Source organism: Erythrobacter sp. QSSC1-22B, from assembly GCF_001678665.1.
Classification (GTDB): Bacteria; Pseudomonadota; Alphaproteobacteria; order Sphingomonadales; family Sphingomonadaceae; genus Qipengyuania.
This window is the reverse complement of sequence record NZ_LZRP01000001.1, coordinates 47,843-64,837: the sequence shown is the minus strand read 5'-3', so window position 1 is coordinate 64,837 and position 16,995 is coordinate 47,843. Positions and strand designations below refer to the sequence as shown.

Annotated in this window: 15 protein-coding genes; 8 read left to right on the top strand and 7 right to left on the bottom strand. The window is 65.4% G+C overall.

What is annotated here, in order from left to right; all coding sequences use genetic code 11:
• Positions 1–55: 55 nt before the first annotated feature.
• Both A9995_RS00255 and cysK read left to right on the top strand, forming a co-directional pair.
• On the top strand, positions 56–1,378 hold the full coding sequence (locus A9995_RS00255; protein ID WP_067607538.1) for an MFS transporter: 1,323 nt from the start codon (positions 56–58) through the stop codon (positions 1,376–1,378).
• On the top strand, positions 1,375–2,295 hold the full coding sequence (gene cysK, locus A9995_RS00250; RefSeq protein ID WP_067607535.1) for a cysteine synthase A: 921 nt from the start codon (positions 1,375–1,377) through the stop codon (positions 2,293–2,295). The genes A9995_RS00255 and cysK overlap by 4 nt, the downstream gene beginning before the upstream one ends.
• A gap of 117 nt (positions 2,296–2,412) precedes the next feature.
• Here cysK and A9995_RS00245 read toward each other — a convergent pair whose 3' ends face one another.
• The 4 genes from A9995_RS00245 to A9995_RS00230 form a co-directional block, all read right to left on the bottom strand.
• The gene (locus tag A9995_RS00245; RefSeq protein WP_067607532.1) at positions 2,413–4,218 is read right to left on the bottom strand and encodes an acyl-CoA dehydrogenase C-terminal domain-containing protein; all 1,806 of its coding nucleotides are present in this window, start codon (positions 4,216–4,218) and stop codon (positions 2,413–2,415) included.
• 71 nt (positions 4,219–4,289) lie between these two features.
• Positions 4,290–4,757, bottom strand: coding sequence for a MerR family DNA-binding transcriptional regulator (locus A9995_RS00240; protein WP_082992386.1), 468 nt, complete (start codon positions 4,755–4,757; stop codon positions 4,290–4,292).
• 32 nt (positions 4,758–4,789) lie between these two features.
• A complete protein-coding gene (hisI, locus tag A9995_RS00235) occupies positions 4,790–5,164 on the bottom strand; it encodes a phosphoribosyl-AMP cyclohydrolase (RefSeq protein WP_067607526.1) in 375 nt (124 codons plus the stop codon).
• Positions 5,165–5,460: 296 nt separating this feature from the next.
• Positions 5,461–6,297 carry a ComF family protein gene (locus tag A9995_RS00230; RefSeq protein WP_082992440.1) on the bottom strand — a complete coding sequence of 279 codons (837 nt, stop codon included), beginning with the start codon at positions 6,295–6,297 and terminating at the stop codon, positions 5,461–5,463.
• 10 nt (positions 6,298–6,307) lie between these two features.
• On the opposite strand from A9995_RS00230, the gene A9995_RS00225 reads away from it, so the two are divergent.
• A complete protein-coding gene (locus A9995_RS00225; protein ID WP_233998026.1) occupies positions 6,308–7,108 on the top strand; it encodes a methyltransferase domain-containing protein in 801 nt (266 codons plus the stop codon).
• On the opposite strand, the gene ppdK is transcribed toward A9995_RS00225, so the two are convergent.
• The 3 genes from ppdK to A9995_RS00210 all read right to left on the bottom strand — a co-directional run bounded on the left by ppdK (position 7,105) and on the right by A9995_RS00210 (position 13,126).
• The gene (gene ppdK / locus A9995_RS00220) at positions 7,105–9,768 is read right to left on the bottom strand and encodes a pyruvate, phosphate dikinase (protein ID WP_067607516.1); all 2,664 of its coding nucleotides are present in this window, start codon (positions 9,766–9,768) and stop codon (positions 7,105–7,107) included. The genes A9995_RS00225 and ppdK overlap by 4 nt on opposite strands.
• Positions 9,769–9,910: 142 nt before the next feature.
• The gene (gene glyS, locus A9995_RS00215; RefSeq protein ID WP_067607513.1) at positions 9,911–12,100 is read right to left on the bottom strand and encodes a glycine--tRNA ligase subunit beta; all 2,190 of its coding nucleotides are present in this window, start codon (positions 12,098–12,100) and stop codon (positions 9,911–9,913) included.
• Positions 12,101–12,226: 126 nt separating this feature from the next.
• Positions 12,227–13,126, bottom strand: coding sequence for a glycine--tRNA ligase subunit alpha (locus A9995_RS00210; protein ID WP_067607510.1), 900 nt, complete (start codon positions 13,124–13,126; stop codon positions 12,227–12,229).
• A 198-nt stretch (positions 13,127–13,324) separates the two neighbouring features.
• Here A9995_RS00210 and A9995_RS00205 point away from each other — a divergent pair, with 198 nt between their 5' ends.
• The 5 genes from A9995_RS00205 (at position 13,325) to pth (ending at position 16,980) form a co-directional block, all read left to right on the top strand.
• On the top strand, positions 13,325–13,522 hold the full coding sequence (locus A9995_RS00205; protein WP_067607507.1) for a helix-turn-helix transcriptional regulator: 198 nt from the start codon (positions 13,325–13,327) through the stop codon (positions 13,520–13,522).
• Between the two features lie 68 nt (positions 13,523–13,590).
• Entirely contained in the window at positions 13,591–14,538 is a 948-nt protein-coding gene (locus A9995_RS00200) for a TraB/GumN family protein (protein ID WP_067607504.1), read from the top strand.
• Entirely contained in the window at positions 14,535–15,446 is a 912-nt protein-coding gene (locus tag A9995_RS00195) for a TraB/GumN family protein (RefSeq protein ID WP_233998025.1), read from the top strand. The genes A9995_RS00200 and A9995_RS00195 overlap by 4 nt, the downstream gene beginning before the upstream one ends.
• 129 nt (positions 15,447–15,575) lie before the next feature.
• Entirely contained in the window at positions 15,576–16,277 is a 702-nt protein-coding gene (locus A9995_RS00190; protein WP_067607501.1) for a 50S ribosomal protein L25/general stress protein Ctc, read from the top strand.
• 130 nt (positions 16,278–16,407) lie between these two features.
• Positions 16,408–16,980, top strand: a complete 573-nt coding sequence (pth, locus tag A9995_RS00185) for an aminoacyl-tRNA hydrolase (RefSeq protein WP_067607498.1) — start codon at positions 16,408–16,410, stop codon at positions 16,978–16,980.
• Positions 16,981–16,995 lie beyond the last annotated feature (15 nt).

Sequence of the window (16,995 nt, the reverse complement as noted above, 5' to 3'; positions counted from 1 at the left end):
CGGGCCGCGCGTCGGAACGTGATGATTTAGCCGCTGGCAGGGGAAGTTTCTTCCCATGCCGCGCCCCCGCTGTCATGGGCCGCGCGTGAGCGAGCCGACCCACCCCTTCCGCGTCCACAATTTCCGCGCCTATTGGGTCAGTCGGCTGGCGATGACGCTGGCGCAATATGCGATGATGCTGATCATCGCCTGGCAGGTCTACAACATCGCCCGCGATGGCGGCTCCTCGGTGGAAGAGGCGTCGTTCCAGCTCGCGCTGATCGGACTGTTCCAGTTCGTCCCGCTGTTCCTGCTGACGCCCTTTTCCGGGCTCGCCGCCGACCGTTTCGACCGCCGCAATCTCGCGCGGATCACCGTGGTGGTGCAGTTCTTCTGCGCCGCCGCGCTGGGCTGGTTGACATGGCAGCAGACGATTGCGCTCGAATGGCTCTACGCCATCGCGGTCGTGCTCGGCGTGGTCCGCGCATTTGCCGGCCCCGCGCTATCGGCGCTCGCGCCCAATCTGGTGCCACGTGCCATCCTTCCCAACGCCATCGCGCTGTCGAGTATAGCCTGGCAGGTGGGGATGATCGTGGGTCCGGCGATCGGCGGCTACACCTATGCGATCCTGCCCGCGCTGCCCTATGCAGTCGCCTGCGCGCTGTTCACGGTCTCCTTCATCGCGCTCAGCACCATCGGCCATGTGCCGCGGGCGAACAGCGTCGGAACCGCGCGCCCGATCGCCCGGATCATCGACGGATTGCGCTATGTCGGGCACAACAAAATGGTGCTGGGCGCGATCACGCTCGATCTCTTCGCCGTGTTCCTCGCCGGGGCGACCGCTCTGTTCCCGGTTTATGCGCGCGACATTCTCGAGGTCGGCGAGACCGGGCTGGCACAGCTGGCGATGGCCCCCGCCTGCGGCGCCGCGCTGACCGCGCTGTGGTTCTCCTTCCGCCCGCTGCGCACCCAGGTGGGCCCCAAGATGCTGTGGTCGGTGGTGGTGTTCGGCGGGGCGACGGTGGGGTTCGGGCTCTCGACCTGGATGCCGCTCAGCCTCGCGATGCTGTTCGTTATCGGCGCCGCCGACATGTTCAGCGTCTATATCCGCCAGTCCCTCATCCAGCTCCACACGCCCGACGAAAAGCGCGGCCGGGTGTCCGCGGTCAGCCTGCTGACGATCAGCGCCTCCAACGAGTTCGGCGATTATTTCTCGGGCACGCTGGCCTCGATCGTCGGCCCGGTCGCCGCGGTGGTCAGCGGCGGGGTCGGCGCGATCGTCACCGTGGGCTTGTGGGCGCGCGTGTTTCCTGTTTTGCGTACGACGCGGACCTTCGACCCGCCTGAGGAATTGGTAGCAGAGACACCCGAAGAAAAACTCCAGGAGCGAATCCCATGAAAGCCCCATCCGTCCTCGCCACCATCGGCAACACCCCGCATATCCGCCTCGCGCGGCTGTTCCCCGACCACGAGGTCTGGGTGAAGAGCGAGCGCGCCAATCCCGGCGGATCGATCAAGGACCGGATCGCGCTGGCGATGGTCGAGGATGCGGAAAAATCGGGAAAATTGCGCCCGGGCGGCACGATCATCGAACCCACCAGCGGCAACACCGGGATCGGGCTGGCGATGGTCGCCGCGGTCAAAGGTTATAAGCTCGTACTGGTCATGCCTGAAAGCATGAGCATCGAGCGCCGCCGGCTGATGCTGGCCTATGGCGCCAGCTTCGATCTCACCGATAAGGCCAAGGGCATGAAGGGCGCGATCGAGCGTGCTCAGGAACTCGCCAGCGAGACCCAGGGCGCCTGGGTTCCCAGCCAGTTCGACAATGAGGCGAACTGGAAGGTTCACGCCGACATCACCGCCAAGGAAATCCTCGCCGACTTCGCCGATGACCCGCTCGATGCGATGATCACCGGGGTCGGCACCGGTGGCCATATCACCGGTTGCGCCGAAGTGCTCAAGGCGAAGTGGTCGGGCATGAAGGCCTATGCCGTCGAACCCGCGGGCTCGCCCGTGATCAGCGGCGGCCAGCCCGGCCCGCACCCGATCCAGGGCATCGGCGCGGGCTTCATTCCCGGCAATCTCCACACCAAATCCATCGATGGCGCGATCCAGGTCGATCCCGAGGACGCCAAGGAATGGGCGCGCAAATCGGCCAGCGTCGAAGGCCTTCTGGTCGGCATCTCGAGCGGCGCGACGCTGGCGGCGATCGCCAGCAAGTTGCCTGAGCTTGGCAATGGGACGCGGGTCATGGGCTTCAATTACGACACCGGCGAGCGCTACCTCTCTGTCCCGGACTTCCTGCCCGAGGAGTGAGCACCGCGGCGGCGCGGAAGGCTTGCCCGCCCGCCAGCAGACACAATCCGCGCCGCGGCTCCTCCGGGGAACCGCGGCGCGCAAGTGTCTGATCCATTCAGCGTAGGATCGAGCGCTTTACGCCGCGGTGGCGAAAGCCTCTTCACCCAGCGCCATCATGCTGTCGCTACCGGTCTCGATCTTGCGGCGGAAAGCGCCGACATCGGGCAGATAGCGATCCATGAAATAGCGCGCGGTCGCCAGCTTGGCCTCGTAAAATGCCGCGTCGTCCGCGCCCTCGGCAAGCTTGGTCTGCGCGACCTTGGCCATCCGCAGCCACATGAAGCCCAGGGTCACGATGCCCATCATGTGCATATAGTGATGCGCGCCGGCACCCAGATGATTGGGGTTCTGCATCGCATTGCTCATGAACCACATAGTCGATGCCTGCTGCTCGGCGAGTGCCTTGCCAAGCGGTTCGGCGAGCGCACCGAGCGTCTCGTCGCCCTTGGCCTGTTCCAATTCGCCGCCGATCATCTTGAAGAAGGCCTGGATCGCCGCGCCGCCCTTCTGAGCCAGCTTGCGGCCGCACAGATCCATCGCCTGGATGCCATTGGTGCCTTCGTAGATCTGCGCGATGCGGGCGTCGCGGACGAACTGTTCCATCCCCCATTCGCGGATATAGCCGTGGCCGCCGAAGACCTGCTGCATATTGGTCGCGACCTCATAGCCCTTGTCGGTGCCGTATCCCTTGATCACCGGCGTCAGCAATCCGATGATCAGATCGGCCTGCTCGCGCTCTTCCTCGGTCTCGGCCTTGTGGCTCAGATCGACTTGGAGTGCCCCCCAGAGACACAATGCACGCATGCCTTCGGTAAAGGCCTTGGCATCCATCAGCATCCGGCGGACATCGGGATGGACGAAGATCGGATCGGCCTGAGCCTCGGGTTCGGCGGGGCCGGTCAGCGCCCTGCCCTGCCGCCGGTCGAGCGCATAGGCGACAGCGTTCTGATAGGCGGCCTCGGCCTGGCTCAGGCCCTGCACGCCGACACCAAGTCGCGCAGCGTTCATCATGATGAACATCGCGACGAGGCCCTTGTTCTCATCGCCGACCAGCCAGCCCTTGGCTTCGTCGTAATTGAGCAGGCAGGTCGAATTGCCGTGGATGCCCATCTTTTCTTCGATCGAGCCGCAGACCACCCCGTTGCGCTCGCCGACCGAGCCATCCTCGTTGACGAGGAATTTGGGCACCACGAACAGCGAGATGCCCTTGGTGCTGTCGGGCGCGCCGGGGGTTTTGGCGAGCACCAGATGGATGATGTTCTTGGTGAGATCATGCTCGCCCGCCGAGATGAAGATCTTGGTTCCGGTCAACGCATAGCTGCCATCGCCCTGCGGCTCGGCCTTGGTGCGGATCATGCCGAGATCGGTGCCGCATTGCGGCTCGGTCAGGTTCATCGTGCCCGACCATTCGCCCGAGATCATCTTGGGCAGATACATATCCTTCTGCTCCTGCGAGCCCTTGGCGATCAGTGCCGAGACCGCGCCATTGGTGAGCCCGGGATACATCCCGAAAGCCTGGTTGGCAGAGGAGATGAATTCCTCGAGCGCGAAGCCGAGCGCGTGCGGCATGCCCTGCCCGCCGAATTCTTCCGGCGCGGCAATCGTGCCCCAGCCGGCCTCGACGAATTGCGCATAGGCCTGCTTGAAGCCCGCAGGGGTGGTGACCGAGCCATCCTCATGACGGGTGCAGCCTTCCTCATCTCCGGTGCGATTGAGCGGAGCGAGCACCTCGGCGCAGAATTTGCCGCCTTCGCCGAGCACGGCGTCGCTGACATCTGGGGTGGCCATCTCGAAGCCGGGCAAATGGGCAAAACCGGCGAGATCGAGCATCTCGTTGAGGATGAAACGGGTGTCACGCGTGGGAGCGGTATAGCTGGGCATCGGGGTGTCCTTGCTGGATGGAAGATTATCGGGGCTGGATGGGAGATTATGGGGAGATTGGAAGCGGAAGATTATTTTACGGGATCGAGCGATTCGATATGGCCGATGAAGTCGGTCAGCTCCTTGATCGAGCTGTCGATATCGTCGCGCTGCCGCTTGAGCTTGGCGACATGCTTGCGGCATTTTTCGACCGTCACCCGGCGCTGTTCGACCCGGCCGTCGTCGAGATCGTAGAGATCGATCATCTCGCGGATTTCGGTGAGCGAGAAGCCGACATTCTTGGCGCGCATGATCCAGGCAAGCCGCGCCCGGTCGCGCTGCGAATAGATGCGGCTCAGGCCGACCCGCGACGGAGCTATCAGGCCCTCATCCTCGTAGAAGCGCAGCGCCCGCGCGGTGCAGCCGAATTCCAACGTCAGATCGGAGATCGTGAACTGCTCGCGGGCGAGCTTGTCCGGGCGGTCGAGCAAGGCGCCCGAACCACCGCGAACCGGCTTGTTCTGGGCGGGAGCCCGGCTTTGAGAACTGGCTGTCGTCATGCAAGAATGGGTACCATCCGTTTACGTAAACGTCAACTCGCAACCTGCGTCAGCGCGCCATTTTCGAGCCGCCGATACAGGCAACTCGTCGCCCCGGTATGGCAAGTCGGCCCCGCTGGCCGACATCGCAGAACAAGCGCGTCCTGATCGCAGTCGACCAGGATTTCTTCGACCGTCAGCACGTTGCCCGAGGATTCACCCTTCTTCCACAACCGCCCGCGCGAACGCGAGTGGAAATGCGCCTCTCCACTTGCCAGCGTGGCATCGATCGCTTCCTTGTCCATGAAGGCGACCATCAGGACCCTCTCGTTCGACGCATCGATCACCACCGCCGAGAGCAGGCCGCGATCATCGAATTTCGGGAGAAAGCGCGTGCCCTGTTCGCGCTCGGCGGTGTCATTGGTCATTGCGATTCCTTGCCCTTTGAAATTCTTCAATTTGTTGCACACCCGCAACAACAGTCTCTGAAAACCGGCGATAGCAAAATTGCAGGTTTGAGGAACGGCGGTTTGGTGGAATATTCGCAATGTGGCTCGAAAGAGCTATCCGCTTGGCGAGGGTGCCGAATAGAGCACCGGGTTCAGGGGGGTACAAGGAGCGCTGCCGGCCTTCGTGGCATGGCGCGCACCAAGCGATGAGGGATAGGACCCGGCGTATTCATGGGGGGTGCGCCAGCCCTTAGGGGAAAGGTCCGTTACATTCGTCACGTGGCGCCCGGGACCTTCGTGGTCTCGGGCGTTTCGCTTTCCGACAGCAGGACCGGCGGCGGAGCCGACATCGTCGCGCTGCGGTCACCGTCGAGAACCCGGGCAAAGCAGCAGATCACCACGCTGGTCGCGCCCGCTCGCTTGAGCGCTGCGACGCAGGCCTGCGAAGTGGCGCCGCTGGTCAGCACATCGTCGACCAGGATCACCGACCGGCCCTTCACCGCCTTGGCACCGTGGCGGCTGACCCGGATCGCGCCAGCCACTGCCCGGCGGCGGGCCTTGGCACCGAGGCCACCCAGCACCGGGGTACGCTTGGTGCGGACCAGCGCATCGACCAGCAGCGTGCCGTGGCCCATGGCTGCGAGACTGCGACCCAGCAGCGCGGCCTGGTTGAACCCGCGATACCACAGCCGCCCGCGATGCAGCGGTACGGGAACAATCAGCCGGTCCGCGGGGGCCGGAAGCCGGGCCGCCATCAACCGCGCCAGCATCGGCGTCAGCGCGATCCGGCGGCCGTGCTTGAAGGCGAGGACAAGTCGGCGCGAGACATCGTTGTAGAGCGTCGCAGCGGCGATCCCGTCGTGTTTGGGAGGGTCCTTCATGCAGGGCAGGCAGATCGCGCCCGCTTCAAGACCGGAGGCACCGAAGGGCCGCTGGCACCGCGCGCAACCGGGCTCCGAGGGGATCTCCAGCTGCTCCCAGCAAGTCGAGCACAGGCCCACCTGCTGCGCGATGGCTTCGCCGCACACCGGGCAGCGCGGCGGGTAGATGAGGTCCACCAGCGGGCCGAGCGTCTCGGCGAGGAAGCGGCGTGCGGGTGCGAGGGTGGACATGGCGCCGGACATGGCGGCGAAGCTGCACCGCTTGCGCGCGGGTGACAAGCGCGGCAGGAGACCGGCGATGTCGAACCCCGCTCCGCCCCGCATCTTTTCCCGCGACCGCCGCAAGGCCGTCTGGGACCGGGCGCAGCTTCGCCAGCAGCGCGAAGACGCGGCGCGTTTCGTGCTTGAGGACATGGCGGAGGACTTCGCCGAGCGGATCGCTTTCATGCAGCTAGCGCCCGAGCGCGCGTTGTTGATGGGGTCGCTGGTCGGCGACCTGCCCGGTCTCGACATTGTCATCCATGCTCCGCCCGGAGGTTTCGACGAGGAACTGCCCTTCCCCGGTGGTCCGTTCGATTTCATCGCCGGGTTCGAAACGCTGGCGACGGTCAACGACCTTCCTGCCGCGCTGCTGCATATGCGTTGCGCGCTGACCGAAGGCGGGGTCGCGATGGCGAGTCTGGTGGGCGCGGGCAGCCTCGCCAATTTGCGCCGCGCGATGATCGCCGCCGAGCCCGACCGGCCTGCGCCGCGGATGCATCCGCTGATCGACAATCGCGCCGCGACCGCATTGCTGGAGCGGGCGGGGTTTCGGCGCTTCGTGGTCGATTCGCGAAGCCTGTCGGTCGCGTATCGTTCGCTCGACCGGCTGGTCGGCGACTTGCGCGATCAGGCGCTGGGCAACCAGCTTGCCCGCCCCGCCCCGCCGTTGGGCCGCGCGGCACTGGGGCGCGCCAGGGCGGCGTTTCTCGAGCACGCCGACCCCGAGGGCCGCGTGATCGAGCGTTTCGAGATTCTTACCCTAACCGGCTGGAAAACCTAGCGAATACTCGCCTGCGCCGCGGCCAGCCTTGCGATCGGCACGCGGTAGGGCGAGGCCGAGACGTAATCGAGCCCGACTTGCTCGCAGAAGCCGATCGAGGCCGGATCGCCGCCGTGCTCGCCGCAGATCCCCAGCTTGATGTCGCCGCGGGTCGCGCGGCCGCGTTCGACCGCCATCGACACCAGCTCTCCCACGCCCTCGATGTCGAGGCTGACGAAGGGATCGCGCGGGAAGATGCCCTGATCGACATAGGGGCCGAGGAAGCGCGCGCTGTCGTCGCGGCTGACCCCCAGTGTGGTCTGGGTGAGATCATTGGTCCCGAAGCTGAAGAAATCGGCATGCTCGGCGATCTGCCCCGCCATCAGCGCGGCGCGCGGCAATTCGATCATCGTGCCGACCAGATATTCGACCCGGTGCCCGACCTGCGCGAACACTTCTTCCGCCACCCGATCGACCAGCGTGCGGAGAATCTCGAGCTCGCGTTTGGTCGCCACCAGCGGGATCATGATCTCGGGCAATGGTGCCTCGCCGCTTTCCTTCGCGACCTCGCAGGCCGCCTCGAAGATGGCGCGCGCCTGCATCTCGTAGATTTCGGGATAGGTGATCCCCAGACGGCAGCCGCGATGGCCCAGCATCGGGTTGAACTCGTGCAGTTCGGCAGCCCGGCGGCGCAGGTGATCGACGCCAAGCCCGGTGGCATCGGCGAGCTCGACGAATTCGGCTTCCTCGTTGGGGAGGAATTCGTGCAGCGGCGGATCGAGCAGCCGGATCGTGCAGGGCAGCCCGACCATCACGGTGAAGATCGCGCGGAAATCGGCGCGCTGTTCCGGCAGCAGCTTCTCCAGCGCCGCGCGGCGGCCCTTCTCGTCCTCGGCGAGGATCATCTGGCGCACCGCACTGATCCGGCCGGCGTCGAAGAACATGTGCTCGGTGCGGCACAGCCCGATGCCCTCGGCGCCGAACTGGCGCGCCATCTTGCAGTCCTGCTCGGTCTCGGCGTTGGTGCGCACGCGCATCCGGCGGTGCTCGTCGGCCCATTCCATCATCACGCCGAAATCGCCCGCGAGTTCGGGTTCGATGGTCGCGACCTCTCCCGCCATGACCTGGCCGTTGCTGCCATCGAGGGTGATGACATCGCCCTCCTTGAGCGCGCGGTCGCCGATCCGCAGCGTGCGGCCTTCGCGCGAAATCGAGACCTGCGAGGCGCCCGAGACGCAGGGGCGCCCCATGCCGCGGGCGACCACCGCGGCGTGGCTGGTCATCCCGCCGCGCGCGGTGAGGATGCCGGTGGCGGCGTGCATGCCGTGGATGTCCTCGGGGCTGGTCTCGACCCGGACCAGGATCACCTTCTCGCCGCGCTGCGACCAGCTCTCGGCGGTCTCGGCGTCGAGCACGATCTTGCCCGAGGCCGCGCCCGGCGAGGCGGGCAGGCCGGTGGTCATCACGTCGCGATGCGCCTTGGGGTCGAGCGTGGGGTGGAGCAATTGGTCGAGCGCCATCGGATCGACCCGCAGGATCGCCTGGCGCTGGTCGATCAGCCCCTCGCCGACCATATCGACCGCCATCTTGAGCGCGGCCTTGGCGGTGCGCTTGCCACTGCGGGTCTGGAGCAGCCACAGCTTGCCCTGCTGCACCGTGAATTCGATATCCTGCATATCGGCGTAATGCTTCTCGAGCAGCTCGAACACGCGGGCGAGCTCGGCGAAGGCGTCGGGCATCGCCTCTTCCATGCTCGGCTTGTCGGCGCCCGCCAGTTCGCGCCGCGCGCGGGTGAGATATTGCGGGGTACGGATCCCCGCGACCACATCCTCGCCCTGCGCGTTGACCAGCCATTCGCCGTAATAGGCCTTCTCGCCGGTCGAGGGGTCGCGGGTGAAGGCGACGCCGGTGGCGCTGGTGTCGCCCATATTGCCGAACACCATCGCCTGGACATTGACCGCGGTGCCCATATCGTGGGGGATGTCGTTGAGGCGGCGATAGATCTTTGCGCGGTCGGTGTCCCAGCTGTCGAACACCGCGGCGATCGCGCCCCACAGCTGCGCATGCGCATCCTGCGGGAAAGGCTCGCCCAGCTCGCGCTCGACGATAGCCATGTATTCGCCCACCAGCGCGCGCCAGTGCTCGGCCTCGAGCTCGGTGTCGGAATAGAAGCCGGCGTTTTCCTTGGTGATCTCGAGCGCTTCCTCGAACAGTCCGTGATCGACCCCGAGCACGACATCGGAATACATCTGGACGAAGCGGCGGTAGCTGTCCCAGGCGAAGCGCGCGTCGCCGCTGGTGCGCGCCAGTCCCTCGACGGTCTGGTCGTTGAGCCCGAGATTGAGCACGGTATCCATCATCCCGGGCATCGACACCGCGGCGCCCGAGCGGACCGAGACCAGCAGCGGATCCTCGACATCGCCCAGCACCTTGCCAACGGTGCGCTCGACATGGCGCAGCGCCTCGGCGACCTGGTCGCGCAGCGCTGGCGGGAAATCGGAGCCGCCCGCGAGATAGGTAAGGCATTCCTCGGTCGCGATGGTGAAGCCCGGCGGGACCGGCAGACCGATGCTGGCCATCACCGCAAGGTTCGCGCCCTTCCCGCCGACCACGGTCTTGTCCTGCTGACGCGGATCGGAATGGTTGGCGTCGCCGCCGAAGGGGTAGACCGATTGCGACATGTGAACTCCTGTCGGGGTAACGCTTGATGGGTGACACTGGGTGACGGCGGTGTCACCCTGATGCAATTCTACAAACCCTTTTTGCTTCAGGGCTTTAGCGCGAACTTTAGGTCTCTAGGGTGACAGATCGGGGGTAAGGGGGTCATCCCTCAATCCGCGAGAAATCGGCGACGGTGTGGACCGCGGCGCGGAAGCGCGCCAGCAGGTCGAGCCGCGCGGCGCGCTTGGGCTTGCTGTCGTCATTGACCGTCACCTCCTCGAAAAACCGGTCGATCGGCGCGCGCAGCGATGCGAGCGCGGCCATGGCGGCGGCGAAATCTTCCGCTGCGACCGCCGTCGCCGCCGCGGGCTCGGCTGTGGCGAGCGCCTGGATCAGCGCATCTTCGGCGGGTTCGGGGGTGTAGGAAAGTGTTTTCGCGTGCCGCTCGGACATCTTGGCGTCGATCACCGCTTTCATGTCGGGATCGTCGACCAGCGCCAGCGGGTCCTCCTCGCCGGTCTGCGCGATCTCGCCTTCGACGCCGTGCCAGTCTTCCTTCTTGAGGATGTTGGAAGCGCGCTTGTAGCCGGCGAGCAGGTTTGTGCCGTCGTCGGTTTCCATGAAGGACTGGAGCGCTTTTACGCGGGCGAGCAGGCGGACAATATCCCGCTCTCCGCCGATATCATCGTCCCCGCCCATGAATGCCACTGCATCAATTAGATCATGACGTGTGCCCTCGTCACGTTGCTGAACCTTGAGACGGTCTACAAAGAAATCGTTCAGGTAATCTGCTGCAGCCACCCGACCAATTTCTCGTCCCTCGCGTTCTGGGAGAGCTGCATAGAAAAGGTCGTACATTGAGGCGCGCAACTCATTTGAGCGCACCAATCCGATTACCCCAAGTGCCGCTCGCCGTAACGCGAATGGATCTTTCGATCCCGTCGGGCGCTCGTCGATGGTAAAAAACCCAGCAAGCGTATCCAGCTTATCCGCCAAACTCACCGCCACGGTAACGGGCGCGGTGGGGACGTCGTCGCCCTGCCCGACCGGCTTGTAGTGGTCGCGGATCGCATCGGCGACTGCGTCGGGCAGGCCCTCGGCGCGGGCGTAATAGCCCCCCAGAAGCCCCTGCAATTCGGGGAATTCCCCGACCATCTCGGTGACGAGATCGGCCTTGGCGAGCCGCGCGGCCTGTTCAGCCATGTCGGGATCGGCATCTTTGACGATGCCCTCCTCGACCAACCAGCGCGCCAGCTTCGCCACGCGCTCGACCTTCTCGGCAACACTGCCAAGCTTCTCGTGGAAGGTGATCCGCTCCAGACCCTCGGCGTGCTGGGCGAGCGTCTTCTTGCGATCGACATCCCAGAAGAACCGCGCATCCGAAAGCCGTGCGGCGAGGACCTTGCGGTTGCCATCGACCACGCGCGCACCGCCGTCGTCCGCCGCGATATTGGCGGTGCAGATGAAGGCGTTGGCGAGCTTGCCGTCGGGGCTCTCGCAGACGAAATACTTCTGGTTCACCCGCGCGGTGAGCTGGATCACCTCGGGCGGGACGCTGAGGAAATCTTCCTCGAACCGGCCGAGCAGCGGCACCGGCCATTCGGTGAGGCCCGCGTTCTCCACCACCAGCCCTTCATCCGCGACGAGCTCGAGGCCCGCTTCGTTGGCGACCTGCGCCGCGCCGGTGCGGATCAGCTCGGCGCGTTCCTCGTGATCGACGATGACATGTCCGGCGCGCAGTTTCAGCGCGTAATCATCGGCATCGCCGATGGTGATGTCGCCCGAATGATGGAACCGGTGGCCCAGCGTAACCGCGCCGCTGGTGACGCCATGTACCTCGCATTCGACCACATCGCCGCCGAGCAGCGCGACCACGCCCGAGAGCGGGCGCACCCAGCGCAAGCTGTCGGTGCCGATCGACGCATCGCCCCAGCGCATCGACTTGGGCCAGCTGAAGTCGCGAATGATCGCGGGGATGGCTTGCGCGAGCAGTTCGCCCGTCGCGCGGCCCGGTTTCTCGATCACCGCGAAATAGGTCGCGCGGCCCTTTACATCGCGCACTTCGAGCTGGTCGCGGGTGACGCCGTGTTTGCGGCAGAAGCCCTCGACCGCCTGATCGGGCGCGCCCTCGGGCGGACCCTTGGCTTCCTCGCTGACCGCCTTCGTGCCGTCGGGCAAACCGCGCGCGATCAGCGCGAGGCGGCGCGGTGTGGACCAGACGGTGACCTCGCCCATGGCGACGCCCGCTGCATCCATCTCGCGGCGGAAAAGCTTCTCCAGTTCGGCACGCGCCCCGGCCTGCATCCGCGCAGGAATCTCCTCGGAGCGCAGTTCGAGCAGGAAGTCAGGCATGGGCTTTCACCTCGTCATTGCGAGGAGCCGCAGGCGGAGTCGAAGACGGCCCGCAGGGCCACCCGGCAATCCATTGACCTGCGCCTTGGATTGCTTCGCTTCGCTCGCAATGACGAATGAGGAAGCTCACAAAGACCACTCCGGGTATTTCTCGGCCCATTGCGGTGCCATCGCCGCGGCGTAGTTCTCGCAAGAGCCGCGCGCGAGGTCGCGGACCCGGCCCATATAGCTGGCGCGCTCCTGGACGCTGATCACACCGCGCGCCTGGAGCAGGTTGAAGATGTGGCTGGCCTCGACCGCCTGTTCATAGGCAGCGATAGGCACCTGATTTTCCAGCGCATTGCGGCACTCGGCCTCGGCCTTGTTGAACAGGTCGAACAGCGCGGCGGTGTCGGCGACCTCGAAATTCCATTTCGACATCTGCTTCTCGTTCTCGAGAAACACCTCGCCATAACTCACACCGCGACCGTTGAAATCGAGATCGTAGACGCTGTCTACGCCCTGGATGTACATCGCGAGGCGTTCGAGCCCATAGGTCAGCTCGCCCGCGACCGGCTTGCAGTCGAACCCGCCCATCTGCTGGAAATAGGTGAACTGGGTCACCTCCATCCCGTCGCACCAGACCTCCCAGCCCAGCCCCCAGGCGCCCAGCGTGGGCGATTCCCAATCGTCCTCGACGAAGCGGATATCGTGCTTGAGCGGATCGATCCCGATCACGCGCAGCGACTCCAGATAGAGGTCCTGGATGTCCTGCGGGCTGGGTTTGAGGATCACCTGATACTGGTAGTAATGCTGCAGCCGGTTGGGGTTCTCGCCATAGCGGCCATCGGTCGGGCGGCGGCAGGGCTGGACGAAGGCGGCATTCCACGGCTCGGGGCCGAGCGCGCGCAGCGTGGTGGCGGTGTGGAAGGTCCCCGCCCCCATCCGCATGTCGTAGGGCTGCAGGATCAGGCACCCCTGCGCCGCCCAGAAATCGTGCAGCGCGAGGATCATGTCCTGGAAAGATCGGCTTGGATTGCGGTCCATGGCGGCGGGCTTTGGCTCATGGCCCCCGGAGCGTCAATGCCATGCGGAACACGAGCACGGCGATGACAGGTTATGGCGACACGATGTAAGGTTGTGTTGACTAAGTCAGCGAATCACGACATATGGTCAGGCATACCTGACATGGAGAGCCACCATTCGCAATATCCACCCATCGCTGGCAGCAGGCAGTACGGACGCATGAAAAATCGCCTCCGCGTCCTGCGCGCCGAGCGCGAGTGGAGCCAGGCCGAGTTGGCCGTCCGGCTCGATGTCTCGCGTCAGGCGGTCAACGCCATCGAGACCGGCAAGCACGATCCCTCGCTCGGTCTCGCTTTCAGGATCGCCCGGCTGTTCGCCATGCCGGTCGAGGAAATATTCGACGATGGTGAGCATTGAACAATGCCCGGCCTCATCAACTTTCATACCCCAACTTAATCACCCTGCCCTATAGAAGGACCCCACTCATGACCAAAACCACACACCGTTTGGCCACCGCGCTCACCGCCGGCACGCTGCTTGTCACGCTGCAGGCATGCACCACCGTCGCCGACGATACCGCCTCGGTGGCCACGACTGCCCCCGCCGTGGCCACCGCGCCCGTCGCCGCACCCGCAGGCCCCGCGCTGTGGACGGTCGCCGATGACGACACCACGATCTACATGTTCGGCACCGTCCACGCGCTGCCCGAAGATATCGACTGGTACAGCGGCCCCGTCGCCACTGCGCTCGGTTCCTCGGGCACGCTGGTAACTGAAATTCCGACCGGTTTCGAGCAGGACCCGGCCACCCAACAGGCGGTCATCGCGATGGCACTGCTGCCCGAGGGCGAGAGCCTGCGCGATCAGCTCGATCCCGAGCAGCGCGCCAGTTACGAAGCGGCGATGACCTCGCTCGAGCTGCCGGTGGGTGCGTTCGATCGCTTCGAGCCGTGGTTCGCCGGGGTCAATCTCGCGATGCTGCCGCTGCTCAAGGCGGGCTATACTCCCGAGAGCGGCGTCGAGAAGGTGGTCGAGGAACGCGCGCCCGAAGGTGCGAGCCGCGATGCGCTCGAGACGGTCGAGTTCCAGCTCGGCATGCTCGACGGGTTGCCGCTCCAGTCGCAGGTCGATTTTCTCATCGCCACCACCGACATGATCGACGAGGTGGTGCCGATGATGACCCAGATGCTGAGCGAATGGGTCGAGGGCGACACCGAGGCGCTTGGCGAGCTGATGAACGCCAATCTCGCCGATCCGGTGCTCGCCGAAGCGCTGCTCTACAGCCGCAACCGCAATTGGGCGGACTGGATCCAGCAGCGGCTCGACACGCCGGGCACCGTGTTCATGGCGGTCGGCGCCGGGCACCTCGCTGGCGACAACAGCGTGCAGGATTACCTCGCAGAGCGCGGCATGACCGTGACGCGGGTCCAGTGACCCCGCAGCGGTTCCTCCCGGCGCTGCGCGGGTCTCTGCTGGGGTCTCTGCTGGGGCTCCTGCTGCTGGCGGGCTGTTCCGACGAGGCTTCGGAGCCCGCGGCGCAGCCCGAGGGCTACCCGCTGCTGTGGGAGCTCGCCAACGCCGAAGGGGAGGTCGAGGGATGGCTGTTCGGCACCATCCACGCCCTCCCCGACGGGGTCGAATGGCGCTCGCCGGTGCTCGATGCGGCGGTCGCCGAGGCCGATGTGCTGGCGGTCGAGGTCGCCTCGCTCGACGACGGGGTGGCGCTGGGCGAATTGTTCACCCGGCTGGCTTTCAATGACCCGCCCGGCCCGCTCGCCGCGCGGGTCGATCCCGCTCTGGGCGAGCAATATCAGGCGCTGCTGACCCAGGCCAAGGTCCGGCGCAGCCATTTCGACGCGATGGAGACCTGGGCCGCGGCGCTCACGCTGGCGCAGGTTGCGCAAGCGGCTAAATCCGAGAACGGGGTCGACCGCGCGCTGATCCGCGATTTCGCCGGGCGCGAGATCGTCGAGTTCGAAGGCGCGGAGACGCAATTGCGGATCTTCGACGATCTCCCCGAGACCGAGCAGCGCGACCTGCTCAACGCGGTGATCGCCGAGACCGAGGATTACGAGCAGGATATCGGCCGGATGGCGCGGATGTGGCAGGCTGGCGATGAAGAGCAATTGAGCGAACTGACCGGCAAGGGCATTCTCGCCGATCCCGAACTCTATGAAGCGCTGCTCGCGGGGCGCAACCGCGCCTGGGCGGCGCAGCTGGAGAACCTGCTGTCGGCCAGCGCGAGGCCCTTCGTGGCGGTGGGCGCAGCGCATATGTTCGGCGACGACGGCCTGCCCGCGCTGATGGAAGCGCGCGGCTATACGGTGCGCCGCATCCAGTAGGGGCGCCCGCGCGCGCCACTTGCCTTTTCGTCGCCACCTGCTAATGGCCCGCGGTCCGGCGTCATGGTCATCCCTGGAGGCGTGGCGGACCGGACGACAACCACAAAGCAATTCGAAAGGTACGAACTCATGAGCGATGCTCTGACCCTGCCGGCCGAGACGCGCGAACGGGCTGGCAAGGGAGCCTCCCGTGCACTGCGTCGCGAAGGCCGTGTCCCCGCCGTGATCTATGGCGGCAAGGAAGACCCCGTGATGGTCCACATCGAGGAGAAGGAACTGGTCCGTCAGCTGATGACCGGTCACTTCATGAACTCGATCGTCGAGATCGAACTCGATGGCAAGAAGATGCGCACCCTGCCCAAGGATGTCGCGCTCGACCCCGTCAAGGACCGTCCGATCCACGCCGATTTCCTGCGCATGGTCAAGGGTGGCAAGATCGAAGTCGAAGTCCCCGTGGTCTTCATCAACGAGGAAGCTTCTCCGGGTCTCAAGAAGGGCGGCGTTCTGAACGTGGTCCGTCACGAGCTCGAGCTGATCTGCGACAATGATCGCATTCCCAGCGAGATCGTGATCGACGTCACCGGCAAGGAAGTCGGCGATGCGATCCACATCAGCGAAGTCACGCTTCCCGAGGGCAGCGCAAGCGCCATCACCGATCGCGACTTCACCATCGCCACGCTGGTCGCCCCGTCCGCGCTCAAGCGCTCCGAGGGTGAAGGCAGCGACGACGAGCAGACCGGCGAAGGTATGGAGCCGGGCGAAACCGCCGCGACCGAACAGGGTCCCGACGACGACGCCGCTCAGGAGCAGGAAGACAAGAGCGGCGAATAAGCCCTCTTTTCCGATCCCACACCAAGGCACCGGGCTTCGCGAGAGGTCCGGTGTTTTGCTGTGTGCGCTGCAGCTGGCGCCACGTCCGTACGGGGGTGACGCCGGGGCACGCGTCGATTAAGCGCTCGCCATGCAAATCTGGACAGGCCTCGGAAATCCCGGACCCCAATACACCATGCAGCGGCACAATGTCGGCTTCATGGCCTGCGACGTCATCGCCGACATGCATGATTTCGGCCCGGTCCAGAAGAAGTTCAGCGGCTGGGTCCAGGAGGGCCGGATCGGCGGCGACAAGGTGATGCTGCTGAAGCCCGCCACCTTCATGAACGAGAGCGGCCGCGCGGTGGGCGAGGCGTTGCGCTTCTACAAGCTGGGCACCGAGGCGCTGACCGTGTTCCATGACGAGCTGGATCTGGCGCCCTTCAAGGTCAAGGTGAAGCAGGGCGGCGGACACGCGGGTCACAATGGCTTGCGCAGCATCGACCAGCATTGCGGGCCCGAGTTTCGCCGGGTGCGGATCGGAATCGGCCACCCCGGCCACAAGGACCGCGTCACCGGCTATGTGCTGGGCGATTACGCCAAGGCGGAGCGCGACGATCTCATCGACATGCTCGGCGCGATGGGGGCGGAGGCGGAATGGCTCGCCAAGGGCGACGATGCGCGCTTCATGAACGACATCGCGCTCAGGATGCAGGAAATCTGAGACTCGCGATATCCT

Coding starts and splice junctions, on each gene's coding strand:
- A9995_RS00255 (WP_067607538.1), top strand. CDS start 56: ATGCCGCGCCCCCGCTGTCATGGGCCGCGCGTGAGCGAGCCGACCCAC.
- cysK (WP_067607535.1), top strand. CDS start 1,375: ATGAAAGCCCCATCCGTCCTCGCCACCATCGGCAACACCCCGCATATC.
- A9995_RS00245 (WP_067607532.1), bottom strand. CDS start 4,218: ATGCCCAGCTATACCGCTCCCACGCGTGACACCCGTTTCATCCTCAAC.
- A9995_RS00240 (WP_082992386.1), bottom strand. CDS start 4,757: ATGACGACAGCCAGTTCTCAAAGCCGGGCTCCCGCCCAGAACAAGCCG.
- hisI (WP_067607526.1), bottom strand. CDS start 5,164: ATGACCAATGACACCGCCGAGCGCGAACAGGGCACGCGCTTTCTCCCG.
- A9995_RS00230 (WP_082992440.1), bottom strand. CDS start 6,297: ATGTCCACCCTCGCACCCGCACGCCGCTTCCTCGCCGAGACGCTCGGC.
- A9995_RS00225 (WP_233998026.1), top strand. CDS start 6,308: ATGGCGGCGAAGCTGCACCGCTTGCGCGCGGGTGACAAGCGCGGCAGG.
- ppdK (WP_067607516.1), bottom strand. CDS start 9,768: ATGTCGCAATCGGTCTACCCCTTCGGCGGCGACGCCAACCATTCCGAT.
- glyS (WP_067607513.1), bottom strand. CDS start 12,100: ATGCCTGACTTCCTGCTCGAACTGCGCTCCGAGGAGATTCCTGCGCGG.
- A9995_RS00210 (WP_067607510.1), bottom strand. CDS start 13,126: ATGGACCGCAATCCAAGCCGATCTTTCCAGGACATGATCCTCGCGCTG.
- A9995_RS00205 (WP_067607507.1), top strand. CDS start 13,325: ATGAAAAATCGCCTCCGCGTCCTGCGCGCCGAGCGCGAGTGGAGCCAG.
- A9995_RS00200 (WP_067607504.1), top strand. CDS start 13,591: ATGACCAAAACCACACACCGTTTGGCCACCGCGCTCACCGCCGGCACG.
- A9995_RS00190 (WP_067607501.1), top strand. CDS start 15,576: ATGAGCGATGCTCTGACCCTGCCGGCCGAGACGCGCGAACGGGCTGGC.
- pth (WP_067607498.1), top strand. CDS start 16,408: ATGCAAATCTGGACAGGCCTCGGAAATCCCGGACCCCAATACACCATG.